The organism is Mycolicibacterium sp. CBM1 (assembly GCF_054073305.1).
Map to the genome: position 1 here is coordinate 157,916 of NZ_JBSXPP010000012.1, position 14,457 is coordinate 172,372.

At 64.8% G+C, this 14,457-nt stretch carries 16 protein-coding genes and 1 pseudogene; 7 read left to right on the top strand and 10 right to left on the bottom strand.

Annotation, left to right across the window (positions count from 1 at the left end):
* Positions 1-58 precede the first annotated feature (58 nt).
* Both ACXDF8_RS17335 and ACXDF8_RS17340 read left to right on the top strand, forming a co-directional pair.
* Positions 59-919, top strand: a complete 861-nt coding sequence (locus ACXDF8_RS17335; RefSeq protein WP_457224550.1) for a metal ABC transporter permease — start codon at positions 59-61, stop codon at positions 917-919.
* Positions 916-1,368, top strand: coding sequence for a Fur family transcriptional regulator (locus ACXDF8_RS17340; RefSeq protein ID WP_457224510.1), 453 nt, complete (start codon positions 916-918; stop codon positions 1,366-1,368). Before ACXDF8_RS17335 ends, ACXDF8_RS17340 begins: the two co-directional genes overlap by 4 nt.
* A gap of 15 nt (positions 1,369-1,383) precedes the next feature.
* Here ACXDF8_RS17340 and ACXDF8_RS17345 read toward each other — a convergent pair whose 3' ends face one another.
* The 6 genes from ACXDF8_RS17345 to ACXDF8_RS17370 all read right to left on the bottom strand — a co-directional run bounded on the left by ACXDF8_RS17345 (position 1,384) and on the right by ACXDF8_RS17370 (position 7,752).
* Positions 1,384-2,241, bottom strand: coding sequence for a metal ABC transporter permease (locus tag ACXDF8_RS17345; protein WP_457224511.1), 858 nt, complete (start codon positions 2,239-2,241; stop codon positions 1,384-1,386).
* Positions 2,238-2,975: a metal ABC transporter ATP-binding protein gene (locus ACXDF8_RS17350; protein ID WP_457224512.1), complete on the bottom strand. Its 738-nt coding sequence runs from the start codon at positions 2,973-2,975 to the stop codon at positions 2,238-2,240. The genes ACXDF8_RS17345 and ACXDF8_RS17350 overlap by 4 nt, the downstream gene beginning before the upstream one ends.
* Entirely contained in the window at positions 2,976-3,983 is a 1,008-nt protein-coding gene (locus tag ACXDF8_RS17355) for a WD40 repeat domain-containing protein (RefSeq protein ID WP_457224513.1), read from the bottom strand. It abuts the gene before it with no gap.
* Positions 3,980-4,978 (bottom strand): CobW family GTP-binding protein, encoded by a 999-nt coding sequence (locus tag ACXDF8_RS17360; RefSeq protein ID WP_457224514.1) that lies wholly within the window; start codon positions 4,976-4,978, stop codon positions 3,980-3,982. Before ACXDF8_RS17360 ends, ACXDF8_RS17355 begins: the two co-directional genes overlap by 4 nt.
* Positions 4,979-5,026: 48 nt before the next feature.
* The gene (locus ACXDF8_RS17365; protein WP_457224515.1) at positions 5,027-5,965 is read right to left on the bottom strand and encodes a metal ABC transporter substrate-binding protein; all 939 of its coding nucleotides are present in this window, start codon (positions 5,963-5,965) and stop codon (positions 5,027-5,029) included.
* Positions 5,966-6,123: 158 nt separating this feature from the next.
* Positions 6,124-7,752 carry a long-chain fatty acid--CoA ligase gene (locus ACXDF8_RS17370; protein WP_457224516.1) on the bottom strand — a complete coding sequence of 543 codons (1,629 nt, stop codon included), beginning with the start codon at positions 7,750-7,752 and terminating at the stop codon, positions 6,124-6,126.
* 101 nt (positions 7,753-7,853) lie between these two features.
* Between ACXDF8_RS17370 and ACXDF8_RS17375 the strand changes: the two are divergent.
* Positions 7,854-8,111 (top strand): annotated as a pseudogene (locus tag ACXDF8_RS17375) (YnfA family protein); the annotation flags it as partial.
* Here the strand turns inward: ACXDF8_RS17375 and ACXDF8_RS17380 are convergent.
* Positions 8,006-8,230, bottom strand: coding sequence for a CsbD family protein (locus tag ACXDF8_RS17380; RefSeq protein WP_457224517.1), 225 nt, complete (start codon positions 8,228-8,230; stop codon positions 8,006-8,008). The pseudogene ACXDF8_RS17375 and the gene ACXDF8_RS17380 sit on opposite strands and share 106 nt — an antisense overlap.
* 318 nt (positions 8,231-8,548) lie before the next feature.
* Here ACXDF8_RS17380 and ACXDF8_RS17385 point away from each other — a divergent pair, with 318 nt between their 5' ends.
* On the top strand, positions 8,549-8,863 hold the full coding sequence (locus ACXDF8_RS17385) for a hypothetical protein (RefSeq protein ID WP_457224518.1): 315 nt from the start codon (positions 8,549-8,551) through the stop codon (positions 8,861-8,863).
* A 3-nt stretch (positions 8,864-8,866) separates the two neighbouring features.
* On the opposite strand, the gene ACXDF8_RS17390 is transcribed toward ACXDF8_RS17385, so the two are convergent.
* From ACXDF8_RS17390 to ACXDF8_RS17400, 3 genes are all read right to left on the bottom strand, one after another.
* Complete coding sequence (locus tag ACXDF8_RS17390; RefSeq protein WP_457224519.1) at positions 8,867-9,982, bottom strand: YncE family protein; 1,116 nt, start codon at positions 9,980-9,982, stop codon at positions 8,867-8,869.
* A 529-nt stretch (positions 9,983-10,511) separates the two neighbouring features.
* Positions 10,512-10,757: a hypothetical protein gene (locus ACXDF8_RS17395; RefSeq protein ID WP_457224520.1), complete on the bottom strand. Its 246-nt coding sequence runs from the start codon at positions 10,755-10,757 to the stop codon at positions 10,512-10,514.
* Positions 10,758-10,781: 24 nt separating this feature from the next.
* Positions 10,782-10,991, bottom strand: coding sequence for a hypothetical protein (locus ACXDF8_RS17400; protein WP_457224521.1), 210 nt, complete (start codon positions 10,989-10,991; stop codon positions 10,782-10,784).
* A gap of 437 nt (positions 10,992-11,428) precedes the next feature.
* Here ACXDF8_RS17400 and ACXDF8_RS17405 point away from each other — a divergent pair, with 437 nt between their 5' ends.
* The 3 genes from ACXDF8_RS17405 (at position 11,429) to ACXDF8_RS17415 (ending at position 14,447) form a co-directional block, all read left to right on the top strand.
* Entirely contained in the window at positions 11,429-12,082 is a 654-nt protein-coding gene (locus ACXDF8_RS17405) for a DUF3060 domain-containing protein (protein WP_457224522.1), read from the top strand.
* A 125-nt stretch (positions 12,083-12,207) separates the two neighbouring features.
* A complete protein-coding gene (locus tag ACXDF8_RS17410; RefSeq protein WP_457224523.1) occupies positions 12,208-13,677 on the top strand; it encodes an amino acid ABC transporter substrate-binding protein/permease in 1,470 nt (489 codons plus the stop codon).
* Positions 13,674-14,447, top strand: a complete 774-nt coding sequence (locus ACXDF8_RS17415) for an amino acid ABC transporter ATP-binding protein (RefSeq protein ID WP_457224524.1) — start codon at positions 13,674-13,676, stop codon at positions 14,445-14,447. Before ACXDF8_RS17410 ends, ACXDF8_RS17415 begins: the two co-directional genes overlap by 4 nt.
* Positions 14,448-14,457: the final 10 nt, after the last annotated feature.

Below are 14,457 nucleotides of genomic sequence, written 5' to 3' on the forward strand. Positions count from 1 at the left end.
CACTTTGGTGGCAATGGGCTACCAGCAGAACTGGTGGACCATCCTGAGTTCGCCGTTCATGCGTAATGCTCTCCTCGGTGGAACCGTTGTGGCCCTGGCAGCCGGACTGATCGGCTATTTCATCGTCGTCCGCCAGAACGCGTTCGCCGCGCACGCGCTGGCCCACATCGGGCTACCGGGTGCCACCGGCGCGGTGCTGCTGGGCCTTCCACCGGTCCTAGGCCTCGGCACTTTCTGCGTCGGCGGCGCCCTCGTCATCGGAGCACTGGGCAAGCGCGCCAATGACCGAGACGTCATCACCGGAACCACATTGGCCTTCGCCACCGGGCTCGGCCTCTTCTTCAATTCGATGGCCACCAAGAGTTCGAACACCATGACCAACGTCTTGTTCGGCAACCTCCTCGCCATTTCCACCGACCAATTGCTCACCTTTGCAGGGCTGTTGGCCGTTCTCGCGCTGGGCATCGCGGTGATGTACCGCCCTCTGCTCTACAGCTCTATCAACGCACCCGTGGCCGAAGCCAAAGGTGTGCCGGTGCGGGCACTGTCTATCGTCTTCGTCGTCTTGCTCGCGCTGTCGGTGACCATGGCGGTGCAAGCCGTCGGCACGTTGTTGCTCTTCGCGTTGCTCATAACACCTTCGGCCACCGCCATCATGCTCACGCCCCGACCGGCCACCGCGATGGCCTTGTCAGCCGTTATCAGCCTGGTCTCGGTTTGGTTGGGGTTGGGCTTGTCTGCCATGTTCAACATGCCGCCCAGCTTCCTGATCGTGACGATCGCGTGCGCGATCTGGATGGTGGTGTGGATCGCGCACCATCGACGGGATCGGATGGCCAGTGAGCTCGAACACCCTGCGATGAAGCGAATGCCACTCGGCTCGGCGACGTCGGAGACACAGGCCGCCCCGGCAACATGACCGAGGGCCCGGTCGGGTCGGCGTCCGCCATCCCGAAGCGACGCCGCAGCACCGCGAAGCAACGGGCCGTCCTGGACGTCCTGGGCACCAGCGACAATTTCCGCAGTGCACAAGAACTGTTCGTGCAACTCCGCTATCACCGACCGGTCCGGATCGGCCTGACGAGTGTGTACCGGATTCTTCGCACGCTCGCCGACGACCGGATCGCGGAAACCCAACGCGCCGAAGACGGTGAAACGCTATATCGACTTCGAACCGAGCCGGGGCATCGACATTACCTCGTATGCCGAAAGTGCGGCCGCGCTGTTGGATTCATACCGATTGCCATCGAAGAGCAGACTGCCGGGTTGAGCCAGCAACACGGCTTCTCCGACGTCACCCACTACCTCGACGTATACGGGACCTGTCCCCAATGTCTTCGAGCAGCGGCCGCCGGCGAAACCCCATGAAGCCGGTTTAGGTGATCACGCGTGGCTGCAGTCCCTGACTACCGTTCGGCGCGAACGGCGAACGCTCCGCGCCCATACCGCGGCCATACCCACCTGAGCGACGGCGGCCAGCGCCACTGCCGGACCGGCTGGCAAGCCAATGTGATAACTGACGAGCAGACCGATCATCCCGGAGATGACCCCGCATCCAACTGCGATCCCGAACATCGCACTCAACGAATGACCGATCAGCCGCGCGGTCACCGCCGGAGCGACCAGCAGGGTCACCGCGACCAGCACACCGACGGTCACCAAACCGGTGACGACGGTGAGCGCCAGCACGACGAGCAGGGCCGAGTCGATGAGACCGACACGCATCCCGACGGTGCGTGCGTGAACCGAATCGAATGTGGTGGCCAGCAATACCGGGCGCATGGCCGCGATCACCACGACGACGAGCACTGCCAAAACCAGATCCACGACGACGTCGGCGGCGGTCACGGTGAGCGGATTGCCGAACAGCACATGTGCCAGCGCCCGCGGCTCCTTCTGCAGTGACACTCCGATCACACCGACCGCGAAGAGCCCCTGCCCGACCACACCGATCGCGCCGTCCTCGGGCACCCGGGCCCGTACCACGAGCAGCGATATGAACAAGGCCATTGTCACCGCAGCGACCAAACCGCCTACCAAGAGACTGCCTCCGACGATCGCGGCGCCGGCCACGCCGGCGAGCATGCCGTGACTCATCGCGTCGGTGAGGTAGACCAGCCGGCGCGACAACGCCCACACGCCGCACATCGGTGCGGCGACGCACACCGCGAGGGTGGCGAGGACGGCACGCTGCATGAACCCGTAGTGAAAGGGCTCCATCACCCAGTCCAACCAGCTCATGCCGCGGCCCGGCGAAGGAAGATCCGTTCGACGCCCTCGCTACTCAGCACCTCTGCAGCCGGACCGTCAGCGACCACCGATCCATCGACGAGCGCGACTATTCTGCCGAATACCGCTCGGGCGACATCGATCTCATGCAGAACACAGCACACGGCGGTCCCCTCTGCACTCATTCGCTCCACGAGGCCCAGGACCGTCTCTATCGTCTCCAGGTCCAACCCGGCCAGGGGTTCGTCCATCAGCAAGACATCTGGCTTCTGTACCAGAGCACGGGCGAGCAGAACGCGCTGAGCCTGCCCCCCGGACAGTTCGGACACCGGCCGGCCGGACAGCCCGACCAGACCGACATCGGCCATAGCGGATTCGACCGCATCGCGATCATCGCGGTTCGGGCGCCCCCACCAGCTCCGCCGGGCGCATCCCGCCACGATCACATCGGCGACTGAGAAAGGCAGATCCCACCTCGCCGCCGACCGCTGCGGCACGTAGGCGATCTGCACTGTCGTCCGTCGGTGATGACAGCTCTCGGCATGGAGAAGCACCTCGCCGCGGGCCGCTGGTTCGATTCCACACAGCGCCCGCAGCAGCGAAGACTTGCCACTTCCGTTGCGGCCCACGACCGCTACCGATTCGCCCGGCCCCAGGGAGAAATCAGTGGGCCGCAACGCCTGCCGTTGACCATAGGAGACGGCCAGCCCGGTCGCCTCGATGATCCGCTTGCCGGAATCGTGCACTTATCCGCCACCCACCACGTGCGCCAGCACAACGCCGTCCGACCAACCGGCGACCAGCCGGCCGAGGGGATCCCAGCACAGGGCGGTAGCCGGTGCTGGCCTGTCAACCGCATCCAGCGGCGCGGCGGGACGGCCGGGGACAGCGGCTCGCGCATTCCACACTGCCACGTCTCCGGCTGAGCTCGACGCCGCGACCAGCGCAGCGTCGGCCGCCCAACCGATGGCCGTCACGACACCGTCGCCGCCCCGCAGGATCCTCGGCGTGCTGCCCCGCGGACCCCGGCCGGTGAAGTCCCACACCGTGGCGTCGGCGCCACCGCCCGAGGCGAGCATCTTGGAGTCGGGCGAGAAGCTCAATGCGGTGACCTTTCGGGCATAGCCGGACATCGACAGCTGCTCATCATCGCGGCCCATGCGCCAGACATGCAGCGTCGCATCCTGATTGCCGCTTGCGGCCCACCGCCGGTCGGGACTGACCGCTAGCGCCAGCAGCGATCCGACGAAGGGCAGCACGTCTGGTGCCGCGCTGCGCGTCGCATGTTGTACGTGCACGCCCCCGTATGCGGCCGAGGCGACGCGGTGATTCACCCATGCGACCGCGGTCACGGTGCTCTCCCGTGAGCAGCTGAAGACCTCCCCGCCGTCCGAATCCAGAACGGTCACCGCTCTTCCGACAGCCGCCGCCAACCGCGAACCGTCCGCGCTCCAGGCCACCGAGGAGCACCATCCGCCTCGTCGGCTGGCGACCACGGCTCCGGCGCGGTCCAGCACATCCACCCCGTTCACCGAGCCAACGGCGAGCCGATGGCCCGCGGGTGACCAGGCGATCGCAAGGCAGCCCGGGGACACAGACCGGCGATCCTCGATCAGGCCGTCCACCGACACCAGCGTCAGCGAGCCTTCGGCACCCGCCACCGCGATGCGGCCGTCGGTGGAAGGCGACAGAGCGACTACGCCATCGTCGACCCCGATGCGCCAACTGTGCCCAGACAGGACCGACGGTGTCACGTCAGCGCCGCCAGGCACGACCGGAATCCGGATTCCAGTTCGCTGCGGTCCAGGTTGCGACCGATGAACACCAGCTTGTTGACCCGTTGTTCCCCGCCGCCCCAGGAGCGCCCGGTGTTGCCGTCGAAGAGCATGTGCACCCCCTGGAACACATACTGGCGGTCCTGCCCGGCAAGCGCGAGGATCCCCTTGCTGCGAAAGATATCGACTCCCTTGCTGGCCAACAGTTCTCCCAACCAGGCATTGAGTCGTTCCACATCCACGTCGCCGTCGATCTGGATACCGACCGAGGTGACCGTCTGGTCGTGTTGATGATCGGTCTGTTCCAGAAACCCGGGATCGTCGGTCAGCACTCGCTGGAGGTCGAATGCGCCGACATCGAGCACCCGGTCGAGGTCGACATCGGCGTCCTGCGCCCGCACGATCTCGGCCGCGTGGTTGATGGCACGAAGCCGTTCTTCGATGACGGCGAGATGATCGGGTTCAACGAGGTCGACCTTGTTGAGGATCATCCGATCGGCGAAGGCCACCTGCTCCACGGCCTCGTTCTCCACACCCTGGGGCTTGACCTCGTCGAGGTGGCCGAGCACGTGAGCGGCGTCGACCATCGTCACGATCGCATCCAGGCGCAACTGGTCGCGGATCTCGTCGTCGACGAAGAATGTCTGCGCTACCGGCGCCGGGTCGGCCAATCCGGTTGTCTCGATCAGGATTTGATCGAATCGATCGCGCCGACGCATCAAAGCCGACAGGATGCGGATGAGATCGCCGCGCACGGTGCAGCAGATGCAGCCGTTGTTCATCTCGAATATCTCTTCCTCAGCGTCCAGCACGAGGGCGTCGTCGATGCCTACCTCACCGAATTCGTTCTCGATGACCGCGATCCGCTTCCCGTGTTGTTCCCGCAGGATCCGGTTGACCAGGGTCGTCTTGCCGGAACCGAGGAAGCCGGTGATGACGGTGACCGGGACGCGGGGATCAGCCGTGGTTGTCAAGGGGATCTCCTCCTGGGTGGTCGACGATCGCGGCTCTGCCTGCCCGGTTCACGAGCCCCGACATCCCAGGCCCTTCCCGATCCGGTCGAGGTTGCCGGTCATCACGGAGACGTAGTCCTGGTCCGGTCCGATCGAACCACGCGGATCGAACTCCAACGCAGACAGCAGACTCACCTGGGCGCCAATCTCTTTCGCTACCGTCTTCGACAGATCGGGAGGCAGCGCATCTTCGAAGAACACCGTTGTCACGTGGCGTTGTTTGGCCACCTCGGCGATCGACTGGAGGGTCTTCGGATCGGGTTCGTCCTCCGGGGTGACGCCGGCGATGGGGACCTGTTCGAGGCCGTACTCATGAGCCAGGTAGCCGAACGCCGCGTGGCTGGTCACCAACGCGGTGGACCGGCAGTCGGTCAGCCTGTCGCGGTAGTCGCCGTCCAGCTGGTCGAGCTTCTGCCGCAGCCGCGGGAGCGCGGCATCGACCTGCGGCGCGAGTCCCGGCAGCGCCGTTCTGATGGTCGAGGCTGCAGCCGCGGCCATGGCCTTCATTTCCACCGGGGATAACCAGACGTGCGGGTCTTTGCCGCCGGCCAGCGATTCCTTGCCGATGTTGCCCGCGGTGAGCAGCTCGACGCCGGGGGCGGTGAGCAGGTCCTCGGTCGCGACCGACGAGGGCAGTTCAGCGACCGCACGTTGCACGTCGGGTTGGAAGTCCGCGCCCAGGTACAGCACCGCATCGGCACGGCCGAGGTCCTTCTGGGCTTCTGCATTGAGGGCCAGATCGTGCGGTTCGGTCCCCTCCGGGGTCAGCGAGAGAACCGTCGCGCCGTCACCGACCAGCTCGGAGGTAAGCCATTGCACCGGATAGAAATTGGTGACGATGACCGGCTTATCGGCACCCGAACGCGTCGCACCTGTCTTCGTCGACGGTGATGAGCAACCAGCAACCAGCAAGATCAACCCTGCCGTCAGAGCCGCGGCCCAGCGCACGATCAGCCTCCTTATTGAAAATGATTTTCAATAAATTAGCACAACGGCGCCCGCCGTGGGAGCAGCACGCAGCCAGGCGGCTTTACGGAGCCGGCGCCGAGATCGACGAAACGGTGCGATCTACTCGCACTTTCGCGCCCAATTGTCGGTTTGGGCGCTTAGAGATGCGTGACGTCGTAGACACCATCGGCATGGCGCGCGCGGATGGTCTTCTTGTCGTACTTGCCGACACTGGTGCGCGGGATCTCGTCGATGAACGTCCAGCGCTCCGGCAACCACCACCGAACCACCCTGTCGGCTAAGAACTCTCGCAAGTCCTCGGCAGAGACCTCCACGCCTTCCTGCAGAACGACCGCGGCCAGCGGGCGTTCCTGCCACCGCTCGTCGGGCACCCCGACCACCGCCGCCTCACGTACCGCCGGGTGACCGATGAGGTGGTTCTCCAGTTCCACCGACGAAATCCACTCACCACCCGATTTGATGACGTCCTTGGCTCGGTCGGTCAGGGTGATGTACCCCCCCGCATCGATCCGGCCCACGTCACCGGTGCGCAGCCAGCCGGACTGGAACTTCGACTCGTCGCTGTTGCGGTAGTACGAGCCGGTGATCCACGCGCCCCGGACCTCCAACTCGCCGACGGCCTCGCCGTCGTTGGGCAACACCGCCCCCGCGTCGTCGACGATGCGGGTCTCGACACCGCAGATCGCCCGCCCCTGGGTGGCGCGAATCTCCCACTCCTGCTGCTCGGACAGACCGGGCGGCGGCCAGGCGATCGTGGCGATCGGCGAGGTCTCCGTCATCCCCCAGAGCTGGCGGATCTGGACGTCGAACTTCTCCTCGAACGCCTTCATCAGCGACACTGGCACCGCCGACCCACCGCAGGACACCAGGCGCAACGACGAGATGTCGTGGCCGGGGTTGTGATCGAGGTGGTTCATCACGTCGTTCCAGATCGTGGGCACTGCGCCGGCGACAGTCGGGCGCTGGGTCTCGATCAGGTTCACCAGCGACGTGGGGTCCATGAACCGATCGGGCAAGACCAGGTCGGCGCCCGCCATCAACGCCGCATACGGCAGGCCCCAGGCGTTGGCGTGGAACATCGGCACGATCGGCAGCGCCTTGTCCGAGAAGCTCAGCCCCAGTCCGTTGCCGCTGCACGCGGCCATCGAGTGCAGATAGCTCGACCGATGACCGTAGACAACCCCTTTTGGGTGGCCGGTGGTACCGCTGGTGTAACACATTGCAGCAGCTGAGTTTTCGTCGATCTCCGGCCAGGCGAACTCGTCGGATTCGGCTGCCAGAACATCGTCGTACCGCAGCACGCGCTTGCCGGAGCGCTCGAATGGCGCCAAGTCCCCCGCCCCGACGGCGATGACGGTGTGCACGGTCTCCATCTTCGGCAGCACCGGGGCCAGAATGGGCGCCAGGGACAGATCGGCGATCACCACCCGATCCTCGGCCTCGTAGGCGACGAACTCGATCTGCTCAGGGAAGAGCCGGATGTTCAGCGTGTGCAGCACCGCCCCCATCGAGGGCACCGCGACATAGGCCTCGAGGTGCTCCTGGTTGTTCCACATGAAGGTGGCGACCCGTTCGTCGCCGTCGACACCCAGTCGCCGCAACGCGTTGGCCAGTCGGGCCGCTCTGCGCCCGACCTCGCGGTAGGTCGCGTGCCGGAAACCACCCTCACCGGTAGCCGTGGTGACCATCCGGTCACCGTGGACATCGACCGCGTAGCGCAGGATCGCCGCGATCGTCAATGGGAACTGCTGCATCGTGGACTGCATGGGGCCGAATGCTATCGCGGCCGTGGCCGCAGATCTCCGAGATACGCCATGCTGGTCCGATGACGGTCCTCAAGTCGATCGCGTGATTCGTCGCCGCGGCGATCTTCGAAATCGGCGATGCCTGGCTGGTGCGGCAGGGTGTTCAGGAGAGCCGCGGCTGGCCGTGGGCTGGTTTCGGCGTAATCGCTTTAAACACATACGGTTTCGTTGCGACACTGCAACCCGACGCTCATTTCGGCCGGATCCTGGCGGCCTACGGCGAGGTGTCCGTGGCTGGATCGCTGCTGTGGAGAATGGCCGCAGACGGCTTCCGTCCGGACCGCTGGGATGTGATGGGCTCGGCCCTATCCTGCTGGGCCTTGCCCTCCTCGGTCAGGTCTCCCCGGCCGGTGACGGTGCCGGCGGCCTCTTTGGCCGTAGCTTCGACGTCCTCCAGGACGCCCTTGATCCCCTCTTGGGGTCCGCGGTTATCTGCCATGGGTCCTTCTCGATGACGGTGCCGTGCCGGATGAGGCGCATGGTGGGCCATGGCCTCGCCGCGGGGCGGGCCGTTGATCGTGCCGGGCACTACACCTCGGCGTACCGCGCCGCCCGCGTCCGTAGAAGCTCCCCGGGCACCCGGAGACTAATCGCCTTCCCGGCAAATACATTTCGGGTGACGGTGCAAAGCCCCCATACCAGCGCCGACACCGCCGGTTTCGCCACAAGCGAAACACCGAACGCCGGGCGGAACGTTTTGCTCGTCACCGGCGATGTAGTTGAAGGATAATTGGGTCGGAAAAGAGGAGGCGCGGTTATGCGGACCGCATTGACGTTGGCCGCTGCGGCGGCGGTAGGCGGAATCATCGCCGGGCCGGCCGCGACGGCGTGGGCCGACGAATCCGCGCAGGCCACGATCAGTCAGCTACAGCAGCAGGGCTACACCGTGAACATCGACCGGGTCGGCACCGGGCCGATGTCCAAGTGTGTGGTGACCAGCGTGCGGAATCCACAGACGCTCACCCAGTGGGTGCCCTACGTCGGCCCAGGCAGGGGCAACGACCGGACGATACTGGTACCGGTGGTAACCAGCCAGACCATCTCGGTGTCCCTGGACTGCACCGCCCACTAGGGCTCAGCAAGCCTGGCGCAGCCGCGCGGTGGTCTCCACCCTCAGTGCGGTGATTCCGCCGGCGTAGTCGGCCACGTACAAACGGTCGCGCACCGGGTCGGCGGCCAGGCAGGACAGTTGAGGGCCGAAGGCGATGCTGTCGACGATTTCGCCGGTGGCAGTGCACAGCACCGCCAGCTCGTCGCGGTCGACGATGTAAGCGCAGTCACCGCGGCGGCTGAGCACGATCTGGGTAGGCATGCCGCCGACGCCGATGGTGTCGGCGACGCGGGCACCGGCAACGTCGATCACGTGGATGACGCCGCCGAACTCGGCGTCCCATCCCGTCGCGAAGACCGTGCGGCCGCCAGGCGCCACGGCGATGTCGCCGATCGAACCCGCGATCGCGACGGTGCGCTCGACCGTGGCGGCCTGCGGATCGACGACGGCGAGTGCACCGCCGGACGGGGTGACCAGTGCCGCGAAAACCCGGGTGCCGTCGGCGCTGATCCGCACGGCCTCCACCGAGGAGCCGGGCGCTGCGGGAATCTCGATGGTGGTGACAGCGCCGGTTTCGATGTCGACGACAGCGACGTCGACGACGGTCCCATCGGAGCGACCGACGTAAAGAGTGTCCCCGGCCGGGCTCACCGCCAGTCCGCCGGCAGTCATGTCGAACTTCCTGGCAGCCAGCGGAACACCGGTGGCGGTGTCGACAGCGACGATGGCGTCCTCGTCGTTGGAGGCAGCGCTCACGTAGGCCCGGTCGGCGACGACCACACCGTACGGCTCGCTGACGCCGGCGATGGTAGCGGTCACCGACAAGGTGGCCGTGTCGATCACGCAGACGACGTCGGCACCGTAGTGGGCGGTGACCAAATAGCGCCCGTCCGGGCTGACGGCCAAGTCGCTGACGGGGCCGTGACCCGCGGCCAACGAGCCGACGACAGCGACGGCCGGCGCACCGATGGGCTCGGTCAGCGGCTCCAGTTCGGCGCTGCCGAACAGCTGCGGAAGCAGGTCACCAAGAGGCGCGCGCCGGATGGACGGCAGGGACGACAGCCACAGCGAGTGGGCAGCGGCGACCCGCTCGGCCACCGCAACACCGGCACCTTCCGTAACTCCAGTTCTGTTTGCCATGATCCCGCACCTCCGTCGGCCTGGACAATGCCGAACTTCGTCTTGAGTCGATTCGCGTTACCTGGCGGTAACGGTCCCCGTCGAGTGTAGCGACAGAATTCACCGAAAATTCGCGGCTTTTCAGAACCCAATTCGCATCTCGACCGGGCGTCTCAGCAAGCACTTAGGGTGAGCCCGTTATCAATTCGTTGCAATAACGCATATGCCGGCTAAAAACCGGGTTTGAACTGCCACTTTGGCATTCATCAAGATCACCGAAAGTCGCGTTGAATGGTCTTTGCGCTAAGAATTTCTTACCGCCGCGACCACAAAGGAGGCACACATCACAATGCCCCAGTCGAGTCTAAAATTTTTAAGGAACTTTCTTAGGCTCGGTTGCCCGCAGTGCGACGCACCAGCCCGGAACGTCGCGTGATGTGATCTTGACCACCGCCAAGTTCGCTGATCGGCGGCGTTAGCGAGATCAACTCAATACTTCGCCAGTGGTGTGGATCACAGCCTCTGTTCGACGGCATCGCGGGCTGAAGTCTCAGTCCTGCGCGAACGGCGCGACCCACACCGCGGCGATACCAGCGATCGCGTTGAGTCCCAAGATCGTGATGATCGGGCCGACCACCGCCCCACCCTGCGCGACCGCACCGAGTGCGCCGCCGAGGACCGACGACTCGACGGCAACCAACAACGACCCGAAGCCGAGCAGCGTGGCCCGGTGATGTTCGGCGGCGAAGGCACCGCCCCAGGCGAGGCCCGCGCTGAACACGGCCTGGTTGGCCATCGTCGCCAAGATAAACACGATGCCCTAGATCCAGATGTGGTTGAGGTCGTCGCGGTACTCCATCACCACACAGACGACCGCGGCCGCGGTGCCGAGCAGGGCACTGTTGACCAACATTCCTCGCAAACCCAGGTAGCGGCTGACGAAGCGCCAGAACAGCGAGCCGGCCACCACACCGTGGCTCGACGAGATCACCGGGACATGCAGGCTGCCCGCGGTATCGCTGTGGTTCACCGAGGCGTGGATGCTGCAGAAGGATGTGCAGATTGCTCGAAACGACCTCGGAATAGGCAACTTTCGAGATCCCAGCGACGACTCCGATGCTGTATGCGGGATAGAGCAGACCGGCCGCCCAGTAATAACCTTCCTGGGCACAGAGGAACGGCAGGACCACCGACACATTGGCCAGCTGCGTGCCGGTGGTGTAAAGCGTGCCCTGGGTGAGCAACACGCGATAGGCACGTCCCGGTGCGCGTTCTGCCGTCCGGTCCGCCATTCGCCCTGACGACCGCAGGAGAAGTTTCGAGTGGACGGTATACCGATCGGGTGGTCCGGTACCCACCAGTTCGCGCCATCAGGCCCGGGTTCGCGCCCCGCGTCCTAGTCTTGTCCAGGGTCTTGTGGGCCTTGTCCCGTGTCTTGTCCAGGACCTGATCGAGGAGCATGAGGCGATGAACCCAGAGGACGATCCGGAGAAGCGGATTCGAGAACTCGAGCGCCCCTTGGCCGACCAGGCCCAGACCTCCGAGCTGGGAGCGACCCCACCGTCCGGCTGGGCTCCCCCGCCCCCGGATTACTTCGGTGCGCCGCCACCGCCTACACAATCGTCCCCCGGCCTTCGTATCGGCTGGATTGTGCTGGCGCTCATGGTCGTCGGGTTGCTCATCGGCGGTGGCGCGATCGTGATGACCAGCCTGTTCTCCACCACCCGTTCGTCGTCCGGGACCCCGACAGTCACCGGCGGCGGTGGTTCGTTCACCACGACCAGCCGCAGACCCGCTCCCAGCGTCGCGCCCGAACCGCCGGTCGAGCCCTCGGCGACAGTCCAGAGCCTGCCCCCGGGCACGGAGATCACCGTGGCGGGGGTGAATCGGAACGAGCGGATTGCCTGCAACGACGGTGCGGTGAGCGTCAGCGGTATGGACAACACCGTAGTGATCACCGGTCACTGCGCGCGCGTGACGGTATGGGGGATGAACAACGTGGTGACCGTCGACCAGGCCGACACCATCGACGCCTCCGGCATGGACAACAAGGTGACGTTCCATACGGGTTCGCCCGATGTCACCAAATCCGGATTCTCGAACTCTGTCGAGCAGGGCTGACCAGGCCCCGCAGAGATCCGGGGGGAATCCGCCCGCGGCTCCGCGTCACCGGTTCACCAGCACACGCGGCACCGAGGCACTACGGTGAACCGCAGTCCAATTGGTCCGGAACAGGAGGCGAACAGATGCGAGCGGCGAGGTTACCGCGGCCACCGTCATGGCGAGCCGGACGAACTGTGGCCGCGGTAGTGGCGGCAGTGCTTGTCGGTCTGCTCGGAGTCGGCCTGGTCTCCCCGGCGCTGGCTTCGGCCGACGGGGAGAACTACGTCGTCGCCACCGACACCACTTTTGCGCCCTTCGAATTTCAGGACAAGCAAGGCAATTTCGTCGGTATCGACATGGATCTCATCCGTGCCATCGCCGAGGATCAGAAGTTCACCGTCGATATCAAACCGCTCGGCTTCGATGCCGCCCTGCAGGCAGTGCAAGCCAATCAGGTCGACGGTGTCATCGCGGGCATGTCCATAACCGACAAACGCAAGCAGGTGTTCGATTTCTCCGAACCCTATTTCGAGTCCGGCATCCAGATGGCGGTGCTGAAGACCAACAATGACATCAAGTCCTACGAAGACCTGCGCGGCAAGCGGGTGGCGGTCAAGAACGGCACCCAGGGTGCCACATTCGCCAATTCCATCAAGGACAAGTACGGCTTCCAGGTCGTCTCGTTCGCGGATTCGTCCTCGATGTTCGACGAGGTGAAGACCGGCAACTCGGTGGCCGTGTTCGAGGACTACCCGGTGCTCCTGTACGGCATCGCGCAGGGCAACGGCTTCAAGACGGTCACCCCGAAGGAAGAGCCGACAGGCTACGGGTTCGCCGTCAACAAGGGCCGCAATGCCGAGTTGATCAAGAAGTTCAACGCCGGGCTGAACAACCTGAAGAAGTCCGGCCGTTACGACCAGATCGTCAACACCTACCTCGGCGAAGGGGCGTCCAACGACGACAACTCCTTCTTCGGCCTGATCAAGAGCACCTATCCGATCCTGTTGCAGGGCCTGAAGATGACGGTCATCCTGACCGTCGTCTCGATCGCCATCGCCCTGGTGCTCGGCATCGTCTTCGGCTTGTTCCGCGTGTCTCGGGCAATCTGGTTGCGCGCCATCGGTACGACGTTCGTCGACATCTTCCGCGGCACCCCGCTGCTGGTTCAGGCCTTCTTCATCTACTTCGGCATCCCGTCCGCGCTGGGCTTCCAGATGAGCGCGCTGACAGCGGGCATCATCACGCTCTCGCTCAACGCCGGGGCCTACATGACCGAGATCGTGCGCGGCGGAATCCAATCGGTCGACAAGGGCCAGATGGAGGCCGCCCGCAGCCTGGGCATCGGGTATCTACCGACGATGCGCAAAGTGATTCTGCCGCAAGCTATCAGGACCATGATCCCGTCCTACATCAACCAGTTCGTCATCACGCTGAAGGACACCTCGATCCTGTCTGTGATCGGCATCGCGGAGCTCACCCAGACCGGCCGCATCATCATCGCGGGCAACTTCCAGTCGTTCCGGATGTGGTTGATCATCGGCATCATTTACTTCGTCGTCATCATGGCGCTGACCAAGCTCTCGGATCGCCTCGAGAAAAGGATCGTGAAATGAGCGAGCTCGTCCCCGAGGCCGCGGCCGCCGAACCGGCGGGCAGCGTCAAGATCCGCATCGAGGGCCTGAAGAAGGCCTTCGGAGAACTCGTGGTGCTCAACGGGATCACCACCGACATCAAGCAGGGCGAGGTCGTGTGCGTCATCGGCCCGTCGGGGTCGGGCAAGTCGACCTTTCTGCGTTGCCTGAACAAGCTGGAGGACATCACCGCCGGCAAGGTGGTGGTCGACCAGTTCGACCTGACCGACCCGAAAGTGAATCTGGACAAGGTCCGCCAGCACATCGGCATGGTCTTCCAGCACTTCAACCTGTTCCCGCACATGACAGTGCTGGAGAACATCACGCTGGCACCGCTGGTCACCAAGAAGATGGACAAGGCCGCCGCCGAGAAGAAAGCCATGGAGCTACTGGCCCAGGTCGGGCTGGCAGAGAAGGCCAACGTCAAACCGGCCACGCTGTCCGGCGGGCAGAAGCAGCGCGTAGCCATCGCCCGGGCGCTCGCGATGGATCCCTCCATCATGCTGTTCGACGAGGCCACCAGCGCGCTCGACCCGGAGATGGTCGGCGACGTCCTGGAAGTACTTCGCCAACTCGCCCTTGGCGGCATGACGATGGTTGTGGTCACCCACGAGATGGGCTTCGCCAGGGAGGTGGCCTCGCGAGTGATCTTCATGGCCGACGGCAACATCGTCGAGGACGCCACTCCCGACGAAGTGTTCGGTAGCCCGAAGAGCCAACGGCTGCAGGACTTCTTGTCGAAGGTTCTGTGAACTAGTGCAC

Bases quoted from the DNA above. Each gene is read 5' to 3' on its own strand.
- ACXDF8_RS17335 (WP_457224550.1), top strand. From the start codon at position 59: ATGCGTAATGCTCTCCTCGGTGGAACCGTTGTGGCCCTGGCAGCCGGA.
- ACXDF8_RS17340 (WP_457224510.1), top strand. From the start codon at position 916: ATGACCGAGGGCCCGGTCGGGTCGGCGTCCGCCATCCCGAAGCGACGC.
- ACXDF8_RS17345 (WP_457224511.1), bottom strand. From the start codon at position 2,241: ATGAGCTGGTTGGACTGGGTGATGGAGCCCTTTCACTACGGGTTCATG.
- ACXDF8_RS17370 (WP_457224516.1), bottom strand. From the start codon at position 7,752: ATGCAGTCCACGATGCAGCAGTTCCCATTGACGATCGCGGCGATCCTG.
- ACXDF8_RS17380 (WP_457224517.1), bottom strand. From the start codon at position 8,230: ATGGCAGATAACCGCGGACCCCAAGAGGGGATCAAGGGCGTCCTGGAG.
- ACXDF8_RS17385 (WP_457224518.1), top strand. From the start codon at position 8,549: ATGCGGACCGCATTGACGTTGGCCGCTGCGGCGGCGGTAGGCGGAATC.
- ACXDF8_RS17390 (WP_457224519.1), bottom strand. From the start codon at position 9,982: ATGGCAAACAGAACTGGAGTTACGGAAGGTGCCGGTGTTGCGGTGGCC.
- ACXDF8_RS17395 (WP_457224520.1), bottom strand. From the start codon at position 10,757: ATGGCCAACCAGGCCGTGTTCAGCGCGGGCCTCGCCTGGGGCGGTGCC.
- ACXDF8_RS17405 (WP_457224522.1), top strand. From the start codon at position 11,429: ATGAACCCAGAGGACGATCCGGAGAAGCGGATTCGAGAACTCGAGCGC.
- ACXDF8_RS17410 (WP_457224523.1), top strand. From the start codon at position 12,208: ATGCGAGCGGCGAGGTTACCGCGGCCACCGTCATGGCGAGCCGGACGA.
- ACXDF8_RS17415 (WP_457224524.1), top strand. From the start codon at position 13,674: ATGAGCGAGCTCGTCCCCGAGGCCGCGGCCGCCGAACCGGCGGGCAGC.